This is a genomic window from Georgenia satyanarayanai (assembly GCF_900116375.1).
GTDB classification, from domain to species: domain Bacteria; phylum Actinomycetota; class Actinomycetes; order Actinomycetales; family Actinomycetaceae; genus Oceanitalea; species Oceanitalea nanhaiensis.
In genome coordinates, this window is sequence record NZ_UETB01000014.1 from 61874 (window position 1) to 82692 (window position 20819).

17 protein-coding genes are annotated in these 20819 nt (G+C 74.1%); 11 read left to right on the forward strand and 6 right to left on the reverse strand.

The annotated features are described in order from the left end of the window. Positions 1-91: 91 nt before the first annotated feature. The 5 genes from DSZ44_RS14885 (at position 92) to DSZ44_RS14905 (ending at position 3528) form a co-directional block, all read left to right on the forward strand. Positions 92-931 carry an SDR family oxidoreductase gene (locus DSZ44_RS14885; RefSeq protein WP_110853414.1) on the forward strand — a complete coding sequence of 280 codons (840 nt, stop codon included), beginning with the start codon at positions 92-94 and terminating at the stop codon, positions 929-931. Between the two features lie 35 nt (positions 932-966). After that, on the forward strand, positions 967-1545 hold the full coding sequence (locus tag DSZ44_RS14890) for a P-loop NTPase family protein (protein WP_110853415.1): 579 nt from the start codon (positions 967-969) through the stop codon (positions 1543-1545). A 190-nt stretch (positions 1546-1735) separates the two neighbouring features. After that, positions 1736-2170: a DUF4260 family protein gene (locus tag DSZ44_RS14895; RefSeq protein WP_220035221.1), complete on the forward strand. Its 435-nt coding sequence runs from the start codon at positions 1736-1738 to the stop codon at positions 2168-2170. After that, a complete protein-coding gene (locus tag DSZ44_RS14900; protein WP_110853417.1) occupies positions 2167-2685 on the forward strand; it encodes a hypothetical protein in 519 nt (172 codons plus the stop codon). Before DSZ44_RS14895 ends, DSZ44_RS14900 begins: the two co-directional genes overlap by 4 nt. A 69-nt stretch (positions 2686-2754) precedes the next feature. Beyond that, entirely contained in the window at positions 2755-3528 is a 774-nt protein-coding gene (locus tag DSZ44_RS14905) for an SDR family NAD(P)-dependent oxidoreductase (RefSeq protein ID WP_110853418.1), read from the forward strand. Between the two features lie 116 nt (positions 3529-3644). Here DSZ44_RS14905 and DSZ44_RS14910 read toward each other — a convergent pair whose 3' ends face one another. Continuing rightward, entirely contained in the window at positions 3645-5840 is a 2196-nt protein-coding gene (locus DSZ44_RS14910; protein WP_110853419.1) for a choice-of-anchor I family protein, read from the reverse strand. A 224-nt stretch (positions 5841-6064) separates the two neighbouring features. Here DSZ44_RS14910 and DSZ44_RS14915 point away from each other — a divergent pair, with 224 nt between their 5' ends. The 3 genes from DSZ44_RS14915 to DSZ44_RS14925 are packed head-to-tail and all read left to right on the forward strand — an operon-like array spanning position 6065 to position 8787. After that, on the forward strand, positions 6065-6991 hold the full coding sequence (locus tag DSZ44_RS14915) for an ABC transporter ATP-binding protein (protein WP_110853448.1): 927 nt from the start codon (positions 6065-6067) through the stop codon (positions 6989-6991). Further along, positions 6988-7857 carry an ABC transporter permease subunit gene (locus DSZ44_RS14920; protein ID WP_110853420.1) on the forward strand — a complete coding sequence of 290 codons (870 nt, stop codon included), beginning with the start codon at positions 6988-6990 and terminating at the stop codon, positions 7855-7857. The genes DSZ44_RS14915 and DSZ44_RS14920 overlap by 4 nt, the downstream gene beginning before the upstream one ends. A 45-nt stretch (positions 7858-7902) precedes the next feature. Then, the gene (locus DSZ44_RS14925) at positions 7903-8787 is read left to right on the forward strand and encodes a macrolide 2'-phosphotransferase (protein WP_110853421.1); all 885 of its coding nucleotides are present in this window, start codon (positions 7903-7905) and stop codon (positions 8785-8787) included. Position 8788: 1 nt separating this feature from the next. Here DSZ44_RS14925 and DSZ44_RS14930 read toward each other — a convergent pair whose 3' ends face one another. From DSZ44_RS14930 to DSZ44_RS14950, 5 genes are all read right to left on the reverse strand, one after another. Next, on the reverse strand, positions 8789-10132 hold the full coding sequence (locus DSZ44_RS14930; RefSeq protein WP_110853422.1) for an MFS transporter: 1344 nt from the start codon (positions 10130-10132) through the stop codon (positions 8789-8791). Between the two features lie 72 nt (positions 10133-10204). Further along, positions 10205-10663, reverse strand: coding sequence for a GyrI-like domain-containing protein (locus tag DSZ44_RS14935; protein WP_110853423.1), 459 nt, complete (start codon positions 10661-10663; stop codon positions 10205-10207). Positions 10664-10703: 40 nt separating this feature from the next. After that, positions 10704-11741, reverse strand: a complete 1038-nt coding sequence (locus DSZ44_RS14940; RefSeq protein WP_110853449.1) for an LLM class F420-dependent oxidoreductase — start codon at positions 11739-11741, stop codon at positions 10704-10706. Positions 11742-11767: 26 nt separating this feature from the next. Then, a complete protein-coding gene (locus DSZ44_RS14945; RefSeq protein ID WP_110853450.1) occupies positions 11768-12700 on the reverse strand; it encodes an LLM class F420-dependent oxidoreductase in 933 nt (310 codons plus the stop codon). A gap of 263 nt (positions 12701-12963) precedes the next feature. Beyond that, positions 12964-14292 (reverse strand): extracellular solute-binding protein, encoded by a 1329-nt coding sequence (locus DSZ44_RS14950; protein ID WP_181424664.1) that lies wholly within the window; start codon positions 14290-14292, stop codon positions 12964-12966. Positions 14293-14676: 384 nt separating this feature from the next. On the opposite strand from DSZ44_RS14950, the gene DSZ44_RS14955 reads away from it, so the two are divergent. From DSZ44_RS14955 to DSZ44_RS18405, 3 genes are all read left to right on the forward strand, one after another. After that, positions 14677-16296 (forward strand): exo-beta-N-acetylmuramidase NamZ family protein, encoded by a 1620-nt coding sequence (locus tag DSZ44_RS14955; protein WP_110853425.1) that lies wholly within the window; start codon positions 14677-14679, stop codon positions 16294-16296. Next, positions 16283-19369: an FAD-binding and (Fe-S)-binding domain-containing protein gene (locus DSZ44_RS14960; protein ID WP_110853426.1), complete on the forward strand. Its 3087-nt coding sequence runs from the start codon at positions 16283-16285 to the stop codon at positions 19367-19369. The genes DSZ44_RS14955 and DSZ44_RS14960 overlap by 14 nt, the downstream gene beginning before the upstream one ends. Positions 19370-19450: 81 nt before the next feature. Then, the gene (locus tag DSZ44_RS18405) at positions 19451-20767 is read left to right on the forward strand and encodes a copper amine oxidase (protein WP_181424665.1); all 1317 of its coding nucleotides are present in this window, start codon (positions 19451-19453) and stop codon (positions 20765-20767) included. The last annotated feature ends 52 nt before the right edge of the window (positions 20768-20819 follow it).

The window sequence follows — 20819 nt, forward strand, 5'->3', positions numbered from 1 at the left end:
CTCCTCGCGTCCCCGGCCCGGGACCTTCGACCGTGATCGTGCCCGTCCGCCTGCGGAAGAGTGGGGAGCACACCGAACATCGGAGGATCCCGTGGCACGCACCTACGTCATCACCGGCGCCGGCTCAGGGATCGGCGCCGCCGCGGCCCGCCTCCTGCGTGAGGCAGGGGCAACCGTCGTCGGGGTCGACCTGCGCGGCTCCGACATCACCGCGGACCTCTCCACGCCCGCCGGGCGCGAGCAGGCGGTCGCCGCGGTCCTCGAGGCCACCGGCGGGACCGTCGACGCCGTCATCGCCTCGGCCGGGGTCTCCCTGCCCACCGCGCTCACCGTGTCGGTCAACTACTACGGCGTCGTCGAGCTCCTCACCGCGCTGCAGCCGGCACTGGCGAGGTCCGACGCCCCGCGCGCCGTCGTCGTGAGCTCGATGTCCTCGCTGCAGCCGAACCATCCGCCTCTCGTCGAGGCGCTGCTCGGCGCGGACGAGGCCGCAGCCCTGGAGGTTGCCGAGCAGCTCGCTGCTGACCCGCAGACCGGCAACCTCATCTACGCCTCGACCAAGCGGGCGGTCTCCCGCTGGGTCCGCGCCCGGTCGATCACCGCCGAGTGGGCGGGCGCGGGGATCCCGCTCAACGCCGTCGCCCCGGGCATCGTCACGACGCCGATGACCGAGCAGCTCCTTGCCTCGCCCGAGTCCACCGCGTTCGTCGACGCCGTCGTGCCGATGCCGCTGAACTACCACCAGCCGCCGGAGTCCATCGCCAACCTGTGCCTCTGGCTGACGTCGGTGGAGAACACCCACTGCGCGGGGCAGACCATCTACTGCGACGGGGGCAGCGACGTCGTGCTCCGCGGGGAGGACGCCTGGAGCTGGGCCGACGCGGCGGTCGGGGAGTACTTCGGGCAGCTCATGGCCGGCGCCGAGAAGTAGTCCGTCGGGGCGGCCCCGCGCGTAGCATTCCGCGCGTGCTGCGCCACGACGACCCGCTTCCCCACCGCCCCCGGCGGGTGCTGGTGGCGGGCGTGTCGGGCGCCGGGAAGACGACGCTCGCGCGGCGGGTCGCCGCCGTCACCGGCGGCCCCCACACGGAGATCGACGCCCTGTTCCACGGTCCCGGCTGGGTCCCGCGGACCGAGTTCCTCGACGACGTCCGCGCGCTCGTCGCGCGGGACGCCTGGACGACCGAGTGGCAGTACACCGGCGCCAGGCCGCTCCTCGCCGAGCGCGCCGACCTCCTCGTGTGGCTCGACCTGGCCTTCGCCACCGTCACACTGCCGCGGCTGCTGCGCCGGACGGTCGGGCGGCGACTGCGCCGGCAGGAGCTGTGGAACGGCAACGTGGAGCCACCGCTGTGGACGGTGCTCACCGACCGCGAGCACGTCGTGCGCTGGGCCGTGCACACCCGCGGCAAGCTCCGCGTCCGGGTGCCGCTGCTTGAGGAGCACGAGCCCCACCTCGTCGTCGTCCGACTCCGCTCGCCGCGGGAGGTGAAGCGCTGGGTGGAGGGAGCGCTCCGAGCAGCGGTCGCGGCCTCGTCCGGGTGATCCCCGCGGGGACGTGAGCGACCTCGATGCGCGGAATCCCGTCCTCAGGGGTTTCTACCGACGCGAAGGTGCCGCCACCGGTGCGAGCCTGAGGAGGTCTCAGGAACCGGCGGCGAGCGGACTGGTTCACGGAGCTCCGGGACGGATCGACGTCGACCTGGCGAGCTGCGACGGCGGAGAGGAGCAATCGATGCGTACCCATGAGCAGGGTGGCCGGACTGACATGGCCGCGACGATCCAGCGGATCGAGAACGCTGCCATCGCCGTCGCGATCCTTCTCGCGATGGTGGCCTTCGGGCGGCCGTGGTGGCTGCTCCTCGCCGCCTTCCTGCTCTTCGACCTCTCTGCGGTCGGGTACCTCCGCGGCCCGCGTGCCGGTGCCGCCTCGTACAACGCGGTCCACAGCTACACCGGTCCGGCGGCGGTGTCGGCGCTGTCCCTCGCTCTGCTCGTCGCGGACCACCAGGTGGTCTGGCTCTTCCTCCTCGCCGCGTGCTGGGCCTTCCACGTCGCGGTCGATCGAGCGCTCGGCTACGGACTCAAGCTCGACGAGGGCTTCACCCACACGCATCTCGGCCGGATCGGGCAGCGACCCCCCAGCGAGGCGGAGCGAGGTCGCTCATGAAACCGGTGGATCAGGAGTTCCTGCTGAGCCTGGCCGGTGTGTCCGCCACGCTCCTGGGAACCTTCATCGTCGGGGTGTTCTTCTACATCGACTCCAGCGCACATCGCCGGGTGACCGGATCTCGCGCGACGGACGTGTACCTCCGGTCCGGCACGCGATGGGTCTTCACCGCCTACTCGATCCCGCTGTTCGTCCCGCTCTTCCTGGCGGCGACGGACCGGCTGTGGGGCGCAGTCTCGTTCGCCGCCCTCGGCACGGTCCTCATCGTGATGACCGTCGAGACGGGACTCCGCACCCTCGCGGGTGGGAGGTCCGGCATGTCCCACGCGTTCGTCATCAACGAGTGGGCGACGAGCGCAGCGGTCCTCGCGGCCATGATCCTGCCCTGGGCGCTCGGCGGGTGGATCCCGCGTCCCTCCGAGTTCGTCCCCTCGATGCTCCTCCTTCTCGCGTCCGGGTTCGCGAGCACAGCCGCACTGGTCATGGCTCAGTTCGACGCGAGCAGGGACGGGTGACCGCGACCCCGCGGCCCGGCGAGCAGCACAGCGGTCGAGAGCAGTGCCACAACAACGGAAGGTGTCACCATGACCACGCAAGGACCGCGAGTCGCCATCATCACCGGCGCGGGAAGCACGCAGGGAATCGGTTTCGCGGTGGCACGTCTGCTCGGCGCCGGCGGATGTCAGGTGGTGATCACGTCCACGACGAACCGGATCTTCGGACGAGTCTCGGAGCTGCGCGCCGAGGGCGTCCAGGCCGAGGGAGTGGTCGCCGACCTCACCGACCAGGCGGGCGTGGACGCCGTCCTCGCCTGCGCGTTGGACGCGTTCGGCGGCGTGGACGTCCTCGTCAACAACGCCGGGATGACCGCCGTGTCCGGCTCGTACGCCTCGGGAGCGACCGGCGGACTCTCCCTGCACCACTGGCAGGCCTCACTGGACCGGAACCTCACCACGACGTTCCTCATGACCCGCGCCGTCGTGGGCCTCATGCAGGCTGCGGGCTACGGCCGGATCGTCAACGTGTCCTCGGTGTCGGGGCCTGTCGCCGCCTACGGCGGCGACGTCGCGTACCACGCGGCGAAGGCCGGCGTGGTCGGCCTGACGCGCTCGACGGCGATCGACACGGCCGCGGCGGGTGTCACGGTGAACGCGGTCGCCCCGGGGTGGATCGACACGGCGTCCGCCTCCGACCACGAGCGGAGGATGGGTGCGGCCACACCCGTGGGCCGGTCCGGCACTGCAGACGAGGTGGCGTACGTGATCGCGTTCCTTGCCGGTGAGGGCGCGTCCTACATCACGGGGCAGCTGATCACGGTCGACGGCGCCAACTCCATCAGCGAGGAGCGGGGGCGCTAGCAGCCGCGTTCGTGCCGCCGGGCCGGCCTCGCCGAGACGGTGGCGACCGCCGGGTGGACGGACCGCTCCGGCGCGCGGCGGGGACCTGAGCCGGCCCGTGCCGCGCGCCGGACGGGTCAGCTCGCGGTCGCGCGCCGGCGTGCGAGCACAGCAGCGGCGCCCAGAGCGAGCAGCACGCCCGCGGCTGCACCGAGGACGCCGACCGACGAGCCGGTGGTCGGCAGCGACCCGCGCCCGTTCGGACCGCCGGCGGTGGCGTCGTCACCGGCGTCGTCGGTCGTCGGCTCGGGCGACGGGGCCGGCTCGGCCGGCGCAGGGGCGGCTGCACCCTCGGCCGAGAAGGTCCACGTCCACTCGGCGGAGGCACCGTCGTCGAGGACGAACCCGGGCAGGGCCCGCGCCACGACGGTCACCGTGCCGGTGCCCGGGTACGTCCCGGCCGCCACGACGGCACCGTCGACGAGGTACTCGACGCCGTCGACGGCCGGGACGGTGTACACGTCGTGCTCCGTCCCGTCCCCGTCGGTGAACTCGACGGTGGCCGGCACCACCGGCGTCGCCCGGCCGACGGAGAAGATCGTCGTCGTGCCGGACACCTCGTTGCCCACCGCGACGAGGGGCAGCCCGGTGCCGGAGTCCGCGGCGGGGATGAAGGTGACGCCCTCCGGCCCGAGGTCGCCGGCCTGGGTGAGCGCAGCCTGCACGGCGTCCGTGCCGGGCTCCGCGTCGATGACGTCCTCCATCGACACGGAGAAGTCCCGGTTGTTGAGGTAGGTGACGAAGAACGCGTCGGTGGGGTCGGTGATGTCGTGGACGACGACGCCGCCCACCCGCTCGAGGCCGAGGAAGGCGTAGGTGCGGCCGTCGACCTCGCCGATCGCGAGGTTCTCGGGCTCCGGCCCCTTGTCCTCGCTGCGGCCCTCCAGGGTGGACTCGCTGTGGTTGGAGTTGAAGAACTCGGGCACGGCCGCTGCCGTGATGCGCTCCAGCTCGTCACCGGTGTCGAAGACCTGCTCGCCGTCCGTCGTCCAGATCGACAGCGACCTGCCACCGAAGGCGTGGAGCTCCTCGAAGCAGGACCCGTCCTCCGCCAGGCCGCCGGCGATGCTGACGTTGAGCCGGCCGAGGTGCTCGTCGCCGAGGAAGTCGGCGACGGGAGCGTCCTCGCACACAGCGGGCGCCGGCGTCTCGTCCGGGTCGCCGAGGTCCTTGACCCGGACCGACTCGACGTAGTCACCCCACTCCCGGGCGTCGCCCTCGTTGGCGGTCACGAGGTAGGTCTGCCCGCCGGCCGTGTACGACGCCATGCCGTCAGGCATGTAGACCCCGCGGACGCCGGGGTAGGTGCGGATGTTGATGGTCGGGGCGTCCTCCGGGTCGCGGTCGGAGGGGTCCAGGCCGTTGCCCTCCACCGAGTGGTCCTTGAGGCCGAGGGGCCAGAGGTCGCTGACGGTGGCGGACCCGAGGTCGACCACGGCCACGGCGTTGGCCTCCTGCAGTGCCACGTAGGCGGTGCGGTCGTCGGCACCGATCGTGACGTACTCCGGCTCGAGGTTCCGCGAGACGGGCAGGTCCTCCCCGTGCGGGGTCGGCCCGAAGACCCGGACGCCCACCGGAAGGACGCGTGTGCCGTCGTCCCAGGCGTGGAAGCCCGCGGTACGCACGTCGTCCTGCGTGGGCGCGGCGACGGAAGCAGGCAGGGTGACGACGGCGACCGAACCCTCCGGGTCGGCGGTGAAGTCGTCGGCGGGCTCGCCCTCGTTCGCGACGACGGCGTACCGGCCGTCCGCCGTCGTCGTCACCATGTCGGGCAGCGGACCGACGCGGACAGCGCCGAGCAGCTCGCCGTCACCGGCGGCGTCGAAGGCGACGAGCCAGCCGGGCTCCGTCTTCGTCGGGTGCTCGACGGCGATGACGCCGAGGCCGTCCGCGCGGACGGCGACCGAGTTGGCCACAGCACCCGCGGTGACGGTGCTGCCGTCCGCGGCCGCGGTCCCCGGCGTCTCGATCCGGTGGAGGAGGGCCGGGGCGGCGGGGTCGGAGAGGTCGAGGACGTCGACCGTCGCGGCGGCCGCGTTGACGACGAACAGCCGCTGGGTGGCGGCGTGGAAGGTGACGATCTCGGCGGCCGACTCGTCGAAGACGCCCGACTCGTAGGTGCCGATCGCGGTGAGCTCGAACGCGGCGTCGCCCGCGGTGACGGACACGGGGACGGTCGCGGCCCCGGCGGTGAGTGCCGGCAGGGTCAGGGCGACGGCCGCCAGGGCGGTGGTCGCGGCCGCCGTGCGGCGCAGGGAGGGGGAGGTGGGCATGGGCGTCCTTCGTCGGTCGGCCGGGGTCGGCCCCGACGCTAGGGCCGCGGGGTGACCGCCGGGTGTCCGCAGCGTGAACGCCGGGTGGGTGGCAAGGGGGATCCCCGAGCCGGCGGCCGAGGACTCAGGGAGGAGCGGGGGTCGGTCCCCGATCCGCCGCCCCGGTCGGCGCCGCTTCACTGAGGTCCGAGGGCCGGGCAGTGCCGGCCGACGAGAGGACGATGATGATCGAGGCACGCAAGCTCACCAAGCGGTACGGCGACAAGGTCGCCGTCGACGGCGTCAGCTTCACGATCCCCGCCGGGACGGTCACCGGCTTCCTCGGGCCCAATGGTGCGGGGAAGTCGACGACGATGCGGATGGTCGTCGGCCTCGACCGGCCGACCTCCGGGTCCGTCACCGTCAACGGGGCGCACTACCGCCACCACCGCTCGCCGTTGCGCGAGGTGGGGGCGCTGCTCGACGCCGGCGCCGCGCACCCCGGCCGCAGCGCCCGGTCGCACCTGCGGGCGCTCGCGGCGAGCCACCGCATCCCCCGGGGACGCGTCGACGAGGTCATCGAGATGACCGGCCTCGGCCCGGTCGCCCACCGGCGCGTGCGGAGCTTCTCCCTCGGCATGGGGCAGCGCCTCGGCATCGCCGTCGCGCTGCTCGGGGACCCGCGCACCCTCATCCTCGACGAGCCGGTCAACGGCCTGGACCCCGAGGGCGTCACCTGGGTCCGCACGCTCGTGCGCCAGCTGGCGGCCGAGGGCCGCACCGTCCTCCTGTCCTCCCACCTCATGAGCGAGATGGCGATGACGGCCGACCAGCTTCTCGTCATCGGGCGCGGACGCATCATCGCCGCCGGCCCCGTCCAGGACGTCATCGACTCCGCGACCGGAGCCGTCGTCGTCGTCCGCTCCCCGCGGGTCGGCGAGCTCGGGTCGCGCCTGGAGGGCGCCGGCGCCGCCGTCGAGCGGGCGGACGACGGCGGGCTGCGCGTCCGCGGCAGCTCCGTCGAGGCCGTGGGCGAGCTCGCCGCCCGCGAGGGCATCGCGCTGCACGAGCTGCGGCACCAGCGCGCCAGCCTCGAGGAGGCCTACCTCAACCTCACCGGCTCTGCGGTCGAGTACCGCTCCACCACGACGACGACGGAGACCCCGCGATGACCACGACGACCCAGCCCCGTCCCGCTCCTCCCGGACCCGCGGCCACCCGGGCAGCCGGCGACCCCGGCAGCCCCGGCGCGGGCGACCTCAGCTTCCGCGGCGTCCTCGCCGGTGAGTGGGTCAAGCTGCTCTCGCTGCGCTCGACCTGGTGGACCGCGGCCCTCACGGTCGTGGTCATCGCGGCGCTCGGCGCCGTCCAGGCCTCCGCCGTCGACGACATCGTCGTCCTCGCCGCGGAGCTCGGTATCGAGCCGCACGGTGCGGAGCTCGTCATCGCCGGCTTCCAGTTCGGGATGGTCACGGTCGCGGTCCTCGGTGCGCTGCTCGTCACCGGGGAGTACTCCACCGGGACGATCCGCTCCACCCTCGTCGCCGTGCCCTCGCGCCTGCCCGTCCTGTGGGCCAAGGCGCTCGCGCTGGTCGCGCTCACCGTGGTGGTCAGCGTCCTGAGCCTGGTCGTTGCGACCGTGTCCGCACTGCCATGGCTCGCGGACGCGAACCTCGTCCCGGCGCTCGACGACGCCGTCACCTGGCAGTCCTTCGCGGGGATGACGTACTTCTTCGTCGCCGTCGTCCTCATCGCGCTGGGCCTCGGCGCTGTGCTGCGCCACACGGCGGCCACCGTGTCGGCGGTGCTCGGCCTGCTGCTCCTCGTCCCGGGAGTACTCCAGTTCGTGCCGCTCGAGTGGGTGCAGGACCTCGTGAGCCTCACGCCCCTGCCCGCCGCGGTCGCGTTCGTCGGCACGTCCGGGCTCCAGGGCACCAACGATGTCCTCACGGCCTGGCAGGGCGTCGCCGTGGTCGGGGGGTACGCGGTGCTCGCCCTGGTCGCCGGCGCGGTCTGCCTCCGGCGGCGCGACGCCTGAGCTGCCCGGTGTGCGGGCCCGTCCGGCCACTGCCACAGTAGCTGGATGGGCGACGACGACCTGCTGGCCGAGGCGGCCAGTCGCGGCCTGCAGCTCGCTCCCTCCACGCTGCGGCACAACGACGCCGGCCTCGACTTCGCGGTGGTGTACGCGCAGGACGTGCACGGCCGGCGGTGGGTGCTGCGGATCCCCCGCCGGGCCGACGTCGTGGAGGCGTTGGCGCAGGAGGAGGCGGTCCTCGCCTTCGCCTCCCGACACCTGAGGGTCGCCGTCCCGGAGTGGCGAGTGCGGTCGAGGGAGCTCATCGCCTACCCGCTGCTGCCCGGGCACCCGGGTCTCACGCTCGAGGGCGACCAGGTCGAGTGGCACGTGGACCCCGGCTCGGAGCGCTACGCCGCCGAGCTGGGCCGGCTCCTCGCCGACCTCCACGCGGCTCCACTGGCAGAGGCGCGGGAGCTCGGCATCGAGGTCCGCACGCCGGAGCAGGTGCGCGAGAGCTGGCGGGCGGACGTCGCTCGGGTGGCGAGGGAGTTCGCGGTCGACCCGCAGCTGCTCGAGCGGTACGAGGCATGGCTGCAGGACGATGGGCTGTGGCCCGAGGACACGGTCTTCACCCACGGCGAGCTCTACCCGGCGCACGTGCTCATCGACCAGCGCGAGGTCGTCACCGGTGTCCTCGACTGGACGACCGCGAGGGGCGACGACCCGGCCCGGGACTTCATGTACCAGCACGCGTTCGCCCCGCCGGAGGCCTTCGCCGCGACGCTGCGGGCCTACACGGCGGCCGGCGGGCGCGACTGGGGGCCGGGGCTGGCCGACCGGTGTGCTGCTCTCATGGCGGCGGGTCCCGTCGGGTACGGGGTCTACGCACTCACGACCGGCCGGGCCGAGCACCGCGAGGCGGCGCAGGTCCAGCTCGCGGGGCTCTGAGCTACTCCTCCTCGAGGGCGGCCCCGCGGAGCTCGGGCAGGAACAGCGAGCCGACCATGGCGACGACGAACGCGACGCCGAAGGTGGCGAAGGCCAGCCCGGACCCGCCCGCCGCGAGGAGCAGGGGGACGGTCAGCGGGGCGGCGATGGAGGCGAGCCGGCCGAAGGCCGCCGCGCTGCCGGACCCGGTGCCGCGCAGCGCCGTCGGGTAGATCTCCGGGCTGACCGCGTACAGCGCGCCCCACGCCCCGAGGTTGAAGGCCGACAGCGCCATGCCGGCGGCGATGATGGCCGGGACGGTGGTCGCCTGGCCGAAGAGGACGGCGGCGAGGGCCGACGCCGCGAGGAACGAGGCCAGCGTGGAGCGGCGCCCCCACTTCTCGATCAGCCAGGCGGCCAGCGCGTACCCGGGCAGCTGGGCCAGGGTGATGATGAGGGTGTACTCGAAGGAGCGCACGAGCGAGAAGCCCTGGTCCACGAGCAGCGACGGGAGCCAGCTGAAGGCCCCGTAGTAGGCGAAGTTGACCCCGAACCACACGACCCACAGCGCAGCGGTGCGGCGACGGAAGCGGGAGGTCCACAGCTCACGCCAGTGCGGCGTCGCGGTCTCCGGGGCGACGGCGGGGGAGGGCACCGGCGGCTGACCGGCGGCGTCCTCGTAGACGCGTACGGCGGCCTCCGCCTCGGCCACGCGCCCCTTGCGCTCGAGGAAGCGCACCGACTCCGGCAGCCGCATCCGGACGTAGATCGCGTACACGGCGGGGACCATCCCGATGACGAAGGCCCACCGCCAGCCGTTCTCACCGGGGACGACGAAGTAGCCGATGAGCGCGGCCGCGATCCAGCCGACGGCCCAGAAGGCCTCGAGGATGACGACGACGCGCCCCCGGATCCGCTTCGGGGCGTACTCGCTGACGAGGGTCGAGGCGACGGGCAGCTCGGCACCCAGGCCCAGGCCGACGAGGAACCGCAGCACGATGAGGGCACCCACCCCGGTGGCGAGCGCCGAGGCCCCCGTGGCGATCCCGTAGATGAGGAGGGTGAGCGCGAAGACCTGCCGGCGCCCGATCCGGTCGGCGAGGAGGCCGCCGACGCTCGCGCCGATCGCCATGCCGACGAACCCCACCGAGAGGATCCAGGACTTCTCGCCGTCGGTGAGCCCCCACTCCTGGCCGAGCGCGGCGATGATGAAGGAGATGAGTCCGACGTCCATGGCGTCCAGGGCCCAGCCCACCCCGGAGCCGCCGAGCAGCTTGCGGTGGGCGCGGGTGAACGGGAGCCGGTCGAGGCGCTGGGCGCGGGTGAGCGACTGCTGGACGGGGGTGTCGGCGGCGGGCCGGACCATGGCGTGCCTTCCCAGGGAGGGGCGTGTGTCGCCGCGAGCGTAGCACTTCGACTCACGGCGAGCATAACCCGGTCACGCCGGCGGGGCCGCCTGGAGACCGACGGCGAGGAGGTGTCGCTCGGGCGCGCCGTCCAGCCGGTAGCCGGCGTCGAGCTTGTGCGGCCCCGCGTGCTCGCCCTGCTCCCCGATCCACGCCAGGAGGCGGCCGAAGGTGTCGGCGATGGCGTGGGTGGGGCCGTCGTGCGGCACCTGGGCCCAGCGACCGCCCGGCACGAGCGAGCCGACGGCACCGGGGATCCGGACGGCTCCCGCGTCGCCGAGCTCGAGGAGCACGCCGACGGTCTCGTGGTAGCGCCCGTCGCCGAGGTCGACGCTGAGCTCGGCGAGGGTGCCCGGGTGCCGGTCGCCGAGGGTGCCGGCCAGTGCGCGCCAGGCTGCCGGGACGAGCGTGCCGAGGTCCCCGAACCTAGCGAGGACGGGCAGGCCGACGACGAGCGAGGGGGGACGTTCGACGATCTCGATGTCCTTCACGCCGGCACCGTACCGTCCGCCGCCGGGCCCGTGGGGTGGATCAGACCGCGAGGGCCTCGACGACGGCGGGGACGGCGGCGGGCGGCAGCTGGAGAAGGACGCCGGTCGCGACGGTCCCGTGCCAGGCGGCGAGCTGCTCGCGCAGCTGCTCGGGGCGGCCGGCCAGCGCGACGTCGAGGACGAGCTCGGTGGGCACGGCCCGGGCGGCGCCCGCCCGATCACCGGCCGCCCACAGCCGGGCGACCTCCGCGCACGCGGCCTCGTGGCCGAGCCGCTCGACGGCCTCCCGGTGGAAGTTCGAGCGCTGGGAACCCATGCCACCGACGTACAGCGCGATGTGGGGGCGGAGCAGGTCCGCAGCCGCCTCGATGTCGTTCCCGACGGCCACCGGGAGGCTGACGTTGACCTCGAAGCGGTCCGCGGGCGGGAGGTCGGGGGAACGGCGCGCGAAGCCGGCCGCGAGCTGCTCCCGGGCCCAGCCGTCCAGCCGCGGGGCGTGGAAAGCGGGCAGCCACCCGTCGCCGATCTCCGCGGCGAGGACGACGTTCCTCGGTCCCTGCGCCGCGAGGTGGATGGGCAGGTCCGCGCGCAACGGGTGGAGGGTGGGGCGCAACGCCTTGCCCTCGTCCGTGGTGCCCTCACCGGTCAGCGGGAGCCGGTAGTGGCGGCCGGCCGCCTCGACCGGGGCCTCCCGCCGCAGCACCTGCCGGACGACGTCGACGTACTCGCGGGTCCGCTCGAGCGGCCGGGGGTAGGGCTGCCCGTACCAGCCCTCGACGACCTGCGGCCCGGAGGCTCCCAGGCCGAGGACGAAGCGGCCCCCGGACAGGTGGTCGAGGGTGAGGGCGGCCATCGCCGTCGCCGTCGGGGTGCGGGCGGAGAGCTGGGCGATGCCGGTACCGAGCCGCAGGCGCGTCGTGCGTGCGCCCCACCACGCCAGCGGGGTCAGTGCGTCCGAGCCGTAGGCCTCGGCGGTCCAGACGGAGTCGAGGCCCGCGGCCTCGGCGAGCTCGACGGCGCGCTCCGCCCCGGCCGGGGGGCCGGAGGACCAGTAGCCCAGGTGGAGGCCCACCCGCAGCGCGGGGCGGGGCGCGCCGTCGTCGGTCATGCCCCGGTGTCCAGCTGACCCATGACCTCGGCGGCGATGAGGTCGAGGTGGTCGAGGTCGGTCATGTCCATGCACTGGAGGTAGACGCGGGTGATGCCCTGCTCGGCGAGGGCGCCCAGGCCGTCGAGGACCTCCTGCGGCGTGCCGGCCAGGCCGTTGCGGCGCAGCTCCTCCGGCTCGCGGCCGATCGTCGCGGCGCGGCGCGCGACCTCCTGCTCGTCGCGGCCGACGTCGGCGATGAGTGCGACGGAGTAGACGAGCTCGTCGGGGTCACGGTCCACGGCCTCGCACGCGGCGCGCACGCGGTCCCGCTGCGCGGCGATCGTGGCCTTCTCCGGGAAGGCCTGGTTGTACTCGGTGGCGAAGCGTGCGGCGAGGGCCGGCGTGCGGCGCGGCCCGTTGCCGCCGACGACGACGGGCACCCGGTCCTGCACCGGCTTGGGCAGCGCGGGGGAGTCGACGAGCGTGTAGTGCTCGCCGTCGTGGCTGAAGGTCTCACCCGCCGGGGTGGACCACAGGCCGGTGAGGACCTCGAGCTGCTCGGTGAGCAGGCCGAAGCGCCTGTCGGGGAACGGGATCCCGTAGGCGCGGTGCTCCTCCTCGAACCACCCGGTGCCCAGGCCGAACTCGACCCGGCCCCCGGACATGTCGTCGACCTGGGCCACCTGGATGGCCAGGACGCCCGGCAGGCGGAAGGTGGCGGAGGTGACCAGCGTGCCCAGGCGGATGGTGGAGGTCTCGCGGGCGAGGCCGGCCAGGGTGGTCCACGCGTCGGTCGGGCCGGGCATCGGGTCGCCGTCGCCCATGCGCAGGTAGTGGTCGGAGCGGAAGAAGGCGGAGAAGCCGAGCTGCTCGGCGCGCTGCGCCATGGCGAGCTGGTCGGCGTAGGAGGCGCCCTGCTGGGGCTCGGTGAAGATGCGAAGGTCCATGTGCACAGCCTGCCAGGGCATGGGGGCACCCGCGGGCTCCTGGCCTGGCCAGGGTGCCGTGGTGGACGAGCCACGGCCCCCGCGGGTGTCGGTGACTGCCGGGATCTCGCCGCCGTCGGCGGAGGACCGGCAGGTCCGTCCGTGGACTGCTAGCGGGCAGCCACCTCACGCGTCCAAGTAGAGATCATGTCTCGGACCACCTCCTTTCCCGTGTGGTCACCAGGGTAGGAAGTCGGCCGAGCGCTGTCACGCGATTTACGCGCTCAGGATCCGAGGGCCTGCTCGGCGGCGGACTGGGCGGCCGAGAGGGCCTCGGTCAGCGGCAGCGCCCCACGGAACATCTCCTCGAGGATCGGCCGGACCGACTCGAGGACCTCTCGGGCGCGGGGTCCGCTCGCGGCGGTGACGGTGGCCTCGGGGGCGACGGCGGCGGTCACGTCCACGCCGCGGTCGGACCACGAGCTGAGGTACAGGTCCTGCGCGCCGGTGGCGGCCGGCACACCGACGCCGTGGCTGGCCAGGGCCGACTGGCCGTCGGTGGAGGCGAGCCAGAGCAGCACCTCGGCCGTCGCGTCCGGGTTCTCGGTGGCGGCGTTGGCGGCCGCGCCCACGCCGTCGACGACGGACACCCGCTCGCCCGGGCCGCCCGGCACGGGCGCCACACCCCACTCCACGTCGGTCTCCACGAGGCGGCGCATCTCGGCGGAGGTCGACTGGAACAGGGCGAGGCGTCCGTCCGCGAAGAGCGCGCGGTCCGGCGTCGCGACGGGCGGGACGGCGGGCAGCTCGGCGAGGTAGCCGAAGGCGTCACGGGCCTCGGGGCCGGTGAGCGACAGGTCGTCGCCCGTCTCGGGGACGCCGCCCAGCTGGGCGAGGTAGGGCAGCCAGACGGCGGGGGCGGTGAGGTCGGTGTTGAACCCGTACTGGGCGACGTCGTCGGCGGTGAACCCCTTCTCGCCGGCGGTCCGCCCGTCCTCGTCCAGGGTGAGGCTGCGGACCGCCTGGCGCAGCGTGTCCGCCGGCGCGGGCGTGGCGGCGCCGCCGGCGGGCGTCTTCTCGCGCGCGGCGTCCGGGTGCCAGGTGAGGGCGGCGGCGTCGACGCCGACCTCCTCGACGAGGACGGTGTTGTAGAGGAGCACGGTCGACTCCCACAGCTGGGGGACGGCCCACAGACCGTCGTCGTCGGTGTAGAGCGCGGTGACGGCCGGCTCCCAGTCACCGACGTCCTCCCCGAGCGTCTCGCGCACCTCCAGGACGTCCCCGGCGCGGGCGAGGGCGGCGACGGCGTCGCTCGTCGTCCAGAAGACGTCCGCCATGGTGCCCTCGGCGAGGTCGGACGCGGTGCGGTCGGAGTAGCCGGCCTCGGGCACGACCTCGACCTCGACGTGGATGTCGCGGTGGACGGCGTTGAAGGCGTCGAAGGACTCGCGGTAGGCCGCCGCCGCGGCGTCGTCCCACAGGCGGAAGGTCACCGTGGACATGCTCGCGGTCGCATCGGTGCCGGCGTTGTCGCCCGCAGGCTCGCCGCATGCCGCCAGCACCGCGGCGATCGCGAGTGCGGCACCTGCGCGGGCTCGCGCGCGGCGGTCCATAGAGGCCCTCCCGGAGTGCATCGTCCGTGCCCAGGCTACCCGTCCCGGAGGACGTCGCATGACCACCTCGATACGTGAACGGGAAACACCCATGACGATGCCCAGACCGCCTCGCCCTCCGCCAGATGATGGGACGGGTGACGGGGCACGCACTCGCTCGCGTCGCTCATCGCACCACGTGGGGGCCTCGGGACGGGACAGGGCTTGCTGAGGGTGGTGTGGAAGTTGGTGACATTCGATCGCATCGCGTGACAGTTCTTGACGCGATGGGGTGTGCTGCGCCACAGTGGCTCCAGGCGGGTGGGGGGACCCGCCGCCTACGAGGCGAGGGGGCGTCGTGAGCAGGGAGCGGTCGCCCCGCCACCCACCGTGAAAGGACACACGATGCTCGTACGACGTCTCAGGCAGTGGAGCCCGGTGCTGGGCGCCGCCGCCGCCGTCGCCCTCGTGGGCGGATCGATCGGTGCCGCGACGTCGGCACCGCAGCCCGTGGCCGCGCCGCCGGCCACGCTGGCCCAGCCGTCCGACCAGACGGGGCCGACGGTCGAGCTCGGTGTCGAGCGGCTGCTGTCCGACCCGGACCAGCTCGCGCTCCTCGACGGCAAGCGGGTCGGGCTCATCACCAACCCCACCGGTGTGGACTCCGAGCTCACCCACTCGATGGACCTCCTCATCGCCGGTGAGGACGACGGCAACTACGAGCTCACCGCCCTCTACGCACCCGAGCACGGGATCCTCGGCGGCGCGCCCGCCGGCGCGAGCGTCGAGAGCTACGTCGACCCGCGCACCGGCCTCACCGTGTGGTCCCTCTACGGCGCCACGCAGCGCCCCACGGAGGAGATGCTCGCGGACGTCGACGTCCTCCTCTTCGACATCCAGGACATCGGCGCCCGCTTCTACACCTACATCTGGACGATGTACTACGCGATGGACGCCGCCGCCGAGTTCGACAAGGAGTTCGTCGTCCTGGACCGGCCCAACCCGCTGGGTGACCGGATGGACGGCCCGGTCCTCGACCCCGCCCTGTCCTCCTTCGTCGGTCTGCGCGAGATCCCGATGCAGCACGGCCTCACCGTCGGTGAGCTCGCCTCCCTCTTCAACGGGGAGTTCCTCGAGGAGCCCGTCGAGGGCTTCCACGTCGTGGAGATGACCGGCTACGACCCGGACGACTTCGTCACCGGCTACGGGCTGGAGTGGGTGCTTCCCTCGCCGAACATCCCGACGATCGAGACGGCGTGGGCCTACGCGGGCACGGGGCTCATCGAGTCCCTCGACGCCTCCGAGGGCCGGGGCACGACGACGCCCTTCCTGTGGATCGGGCACGGTGAGATCGACGAGCTCGGGGCCTACGAGCTCGCCGAGGACCTCAACTCCCGAGGGCTCGAGGGCGTGCACTTCCGCCCGATGTTCGCCAACCCGACGACGAGCAAGCAGGCCGGGCGCCTCTCCGGCGGCGTCCAGCTCCACATCACCGACCCGGCGGCCTACGTGCCGGTGCGGACCGGCCTCCACGTCCTCCAGGCCTTCTACGACACCGAGGGCGTGGACTGGCGCGAGGGCACCATCTACCCCAACCAGCGGTGCGAGACCGAGGCCGACACGTGCTGGATCGACCGCCTCACCGGTGACAAGGACGTGCGCCTGCAGCTGGAGGCGGGGGTCGACCCTGACGAGATCATCGCCGGCTGGCAGGAGGAGCTCGCCGCCTTCGACGACGTCGCCGAGGACTACCGCCTCTATGAGGACGCGACCCTCGCCGGCCTGCGCACCGCCCTCGAGGGTCACGTCGCCGACGGCGCCGTCGCCGGCCCGATCGTCCGTCAGCTGACGACGGCGCTGGACCAGGCCGAGCGGCACCTCGACGCCGGCCGCTCCGAGCAGGCGGCGTACTCGCTCGACCGGTTCCTCCGGCACCTGGACGCACCCAAGCGGCCGGACACGCTGAGCGAGGAGGCGGCCACCGAGCTGCGGGAGCGCGCGGTGGCGCTGCGTGACTCCCTCTGACGGGCGTGGGCGGGCCCGGCACCTCGACACAGGTGCCGGGCCCGTCCACGCGCCGCCGCCCGCGGTCGGCACCCCCGACCCCGCCGACAGCCGACCTACCGCCGACAGCGCACTTACCGCCGACGGCGCACTTGTCGCCGACGGCGCACTTGTCGCCGACGGCGGCTCGCCCATCGACCTCACCGCCGTGGCGGCGGCCGCGCGCCCCGGTGGGCTGAGCACCCGCGAGACCGACCGGGCGCGGCTCGCCCACGACGCCTCGCACTACCTCCTGCGCCCGAGCGCGGTCGTCACGGCGACGTCGGTGGAGCAGGTCGCCGCCGTCATGGCCGCGGCCGGCCGCTCCCCAGTTCCCGTGCCGCTCACCTTCCGCGCCGGGGGCACCAGCCTGTCGGGCCAGGCGGTGACCGACGGCGTCCTCGTCGACGTGCGCCGCCACCAGCAGGACGTCGAGGTGCTCGACGACGGGGCGCGCGTGCGGTGCAGCCCCGGTGCTGTGCTGCGGCGGGTCAACACGGCCCTGGCCCGGTACGGCCGGCGGCTCGGCCCGGACCCGGCGAGCGAGATCGCCTGCACGATCGGTGGGGTCGTCGCCAACAACTCCTCCGGGATGACGTCCGGGACGGCGGCCACCGCCTACCGCACCCTGGACTCGATGGTCCTCGCGCTGCCCAGCGGCACGGTCCTCGACACCGCGGCCCCGGACGCCGACGCCCTCCTCGCCGCCCGCGAGCCCGAGCTCCGTGCCGGGCTGCTGCGCCTGCGTGACCACGTCCGGTCCCGGCCCGACCTGCGCCGCGCGATCGAGCACCAGTTCTCGATGAAGAACACGATGGGCTACGGGCTCGACGCGCTGCTCGACCACGACTCCGCCGTCGAGATCCTCGCCCACCTCGTCGTCGGCTCGGAGGGGACGCTCGCGTACCTCGCCGAGGTGACCCTGCGGACCGTGCCGCTGCTCCCGCACGCCGCGACGGCGCTGCTCGTCCTCGACTCGATCGGCGCGGCCACCGGCGCGCTGCCCGCCGTCGCGGCGACCGGCGCGGTGGCGGTCGAGCTCATGGACGCCGCCGCGCTGCGGGTGGCGCAGCGCGACCCGCGCGCCGACCCGGTGCTGCGCGAGCTGGCGGTGGAGGGACACACCGCGCTGCTCGTCGAGCTCCAGCACGCGAGCGCCGACGGGCTGGCCGAGCTGGTGGGCGGGGCCGAGCCGCTGCTCGCGGGCACCGCGCCGGTCGTCGCCACCCCGCTGAGCACCGACCCGCGCTCGCGGGCGGCGATGTGGCAGGTGCGCAAGGGCCTGTACGCCGCCGTCGCCGGTGCCCGGCCCACCGGGACGACGGCGATGCTCGAGGACGTCGTCGTGCCCGGCCCGGCGCTCACCGGCACGGTGCGCGCGCTCGAGGGCCTGCTCGCCCGGTACGGCCATGCCGACGCGGTGACCTTCGGGCACGCCAAGGACGCCAACCTCCACTTCATGATCAGCCCCGACCTCGGCGACCCCCGCGCCCGCGACGCCTACGCCGCCTTCAGCGAGGAGCTCGCCGGCCTCGTCCTCGACGCGGGCGGCTCGCTCAAGGCCGAGCACGGCACCGGACGGATGATGGCGCCCTTCGTGCGCCGCCAGTACGGCGACGAGCTGTACGAGGTCATGCGGGAGGTCAAGCGGCTGTGCGACCCGCGCGGGGTGCTCGCGCCGGGCGTCGTCATCAGCGAGGACCCGACCATCCACCTGCGGGACCTCAAGCGCTACCCGCGCGTCCACCCCGAGCTCGACCGCTGCGTCGAGTGCGGGTTCTGCGAGCCGGCCTGCCCGTCACGGCACACGACGACGACGCCGCGTCAGCGCATCGCCCTGCTCCGCGAGGCCGCCGACTCCGGCCCCGAGCGGCGCGCCGAGCTCGAGCGCGACTACGACTACGCCGCGGTCCAGACCTGCGCGGCGGACTCCCTGTGCCGGGTGGCCTGCCCCGTCGACATCGACACCGGCGCGGTGATGAAGGAACGGCGGGCCGCCGCCAACGGCCCGGTCGCGCAGGGCGTCGGGCGCCGCCTCGCCGAGGCGTGGAAGCCGGCGACGACCGCGCTCAGGGGCGCGCTCACCGTCGCCGACCACGTGCCCGGGCCCGTCCTCGCGACGGCGACGCGCGCCGCCCGCGCCGTCGTCGGGCAGCGGGGGCGCGACCTGCTCCCGCAGGTCGACGAGAACCTCCCCGGCCCCGGCCGCCCCCGCAGCACCCTCCCCCTCCCGCCCGGCGCCCTCACCCCCGCCCCCTCGCCGACCCCGGCCCCCACCCCCTCGCCCAGCGCTGAGTTGTTACCGGCACAGCACGACGCGATCTTCTTCCCGGCCTGCATCGGCTCGCTCTTCGCGGCCGAGGGTGGCGGGCCGGGGGTCTCGGCCGCGTTCGCGGCGCTGTGCGAGCGGGCCGGCGTGCGCCTGGCCGTGCCCGAGGGCATCGACGGTCTGTGCTGCGGGACGGTGTGGGAGTCCAAGGGCCTGGTCGACGGCGCCACCGCGATGGCGGCCCGCGTGGCTGGGTCGGTGTGGTCACTGACCGACGGCGGCCGCCTGCCCCTCGTGTGCGACGCGACGAGCTGCACCCACGGCCTGGAGTCGATCGGCGCGCGCCTCACCGGGGAGGCGGCCGAGCGGTGGGCGCGGGTCCGCGTGGTCGACGCCGTGACCTTCACCCGCGAGCACCTCCTCGAGCGGCTCGAGGTGCCCGAGGCGGGTCTCCTGGACCGGCTCGCCGTCCACCCCACCTGCTCCTCGGTGCACCTCGGTGCCGTGGAGGACCTCACCGCCGTCGCGGCCGCTGTCGCGCGCGAGGTGACGGTCCCCGTCGAGTGGGGGTGCTGCGGCACGGCGGGGGACCGCGGCATGCTCCACCCCGAGCTGCCCGCCGGCGCCACCGAGCGGGAGGCGGCCGAGCTCGCCGCCGTCGAGCGTGAGAGCGGGCGCTTCGACGCCTACGCCTCGTGCAACCGCACGTGCGAGATGGGCATGAGCGCCGCGACGGGCCGCCCCTACCGCCACGTCCTGGAGCTGCTCGAGGAGGCCACGCGATAAGTCGGTGCGTGGCCGACCCATCCGACCCCCTCCGGGCTCCGAACCCCAGGTGACAGCGCAGGACCAACCTGGAGGAATGACATGAGCACGCTCCGCCCGACCCGTACCTCGGCCGCCGTGGCAGCCGCACTCGCGCTGACCCTGAGCCTGACCGCGTGCGGTGCAAGCACCGATGAGGACACCGGGAGCACGCCCCCCCAGCAGGAGACGACGATGGCGCCCGAGGAGACCGACGCCATGGAGGGCGGCGACATGAGCGCCGTGATGCCGATGGGTACCGGGGACCCCTTCGCCGACGCCCGCACGGCCGCCCAGCACATGCCCGGGACCGCCGCGACGCTCGCGGCCGGTTTCTCCGCGGCGCTGGAGATCCCCGGCGAGGTGGACTCCGAGGCCGCGGCGCTGCGGGCCACCATGACCGCCCTGCTGCAGGAGCACGTCTACCTCGCCGGCATCGCGGTGGCGACGGGCTACACGACCGGGCTGGACTCCGCGGAGTTCGAGGCCGCCGCGGCGACGCTCGACGAGAACTCCGTCGCGCTCGCGGACGCCGTCGGCTCGCTCGCCGGCGACGAGCAGCGCGAGACCTTCCTCGGGCTGTGGCGTGAGCACATCGGCTACTTCGTCGACTACGCCGCCGCAGCGAAGGAGGGTGACGACGCCGGGAGGGAGGCCGCGCTCGAGTCGCTGCAGGGCTACACGCAGGACGCCGGCGCCTTCTTCGAGGAGGTGAGCGGCGGCGAGCTGCCTGCCGGGGACATCGCCGCCTCGTTGGAGATGCACGTGTCGACGCTGAGCGCCGCCATCGACGACCTCGCGGCGGGCAGCCCGGAGGCCTACGCGTCGCTGCGCGAGGCCGCCGGTCACGTGGGCGAGGGTGCCGCCGTCATCGCCGGTGGCCTCGCCACGGCGACCGAGATGTCCGGCGACCCCGCGGACGAGGCCGCGACCCTGCGGGCGGACCTCACCGCGCTGCTCCAGGAGCACGTGTACCTCGCCGGCGTCGCGGTCTTCACCGCCTACACGACCGAGGGCGGGACCGAGTCGGAGGCCTTCACGGCCGCCGCGGAGGTGCTCGACGCCAACACCGTCGCGCTCGCCGACGCCGTCGGCTCGCTGGCCGGCCCGGAGCAGCGCGAGGCGTTCCTCGGGCTGTGGCGCGAGCACATCGGCTACTTCGTCGACTACGCCGTCGCCGTCTCGACCGGTGACGAGGAGGCCGCGGACATGGCGCTCATGGAGCTCGACAGCTACCGCGGCGAGGCGGGGGCGTTCTTCGAGGAGATCTCCGGCGGCGAGCTGCCCGCCGACGCCGTCGCCGAGGGCCTGGCCATGCACGTCCAGACCCTCGCCGGCGCGATCGACTCGCTCAACGCCGCGCTCGTCCAGGGGTCCTGAGGACCGGCCCGGGCGCGGTCGGCCTCCCGACCGTCGTCCGGGCCCGTCGTCC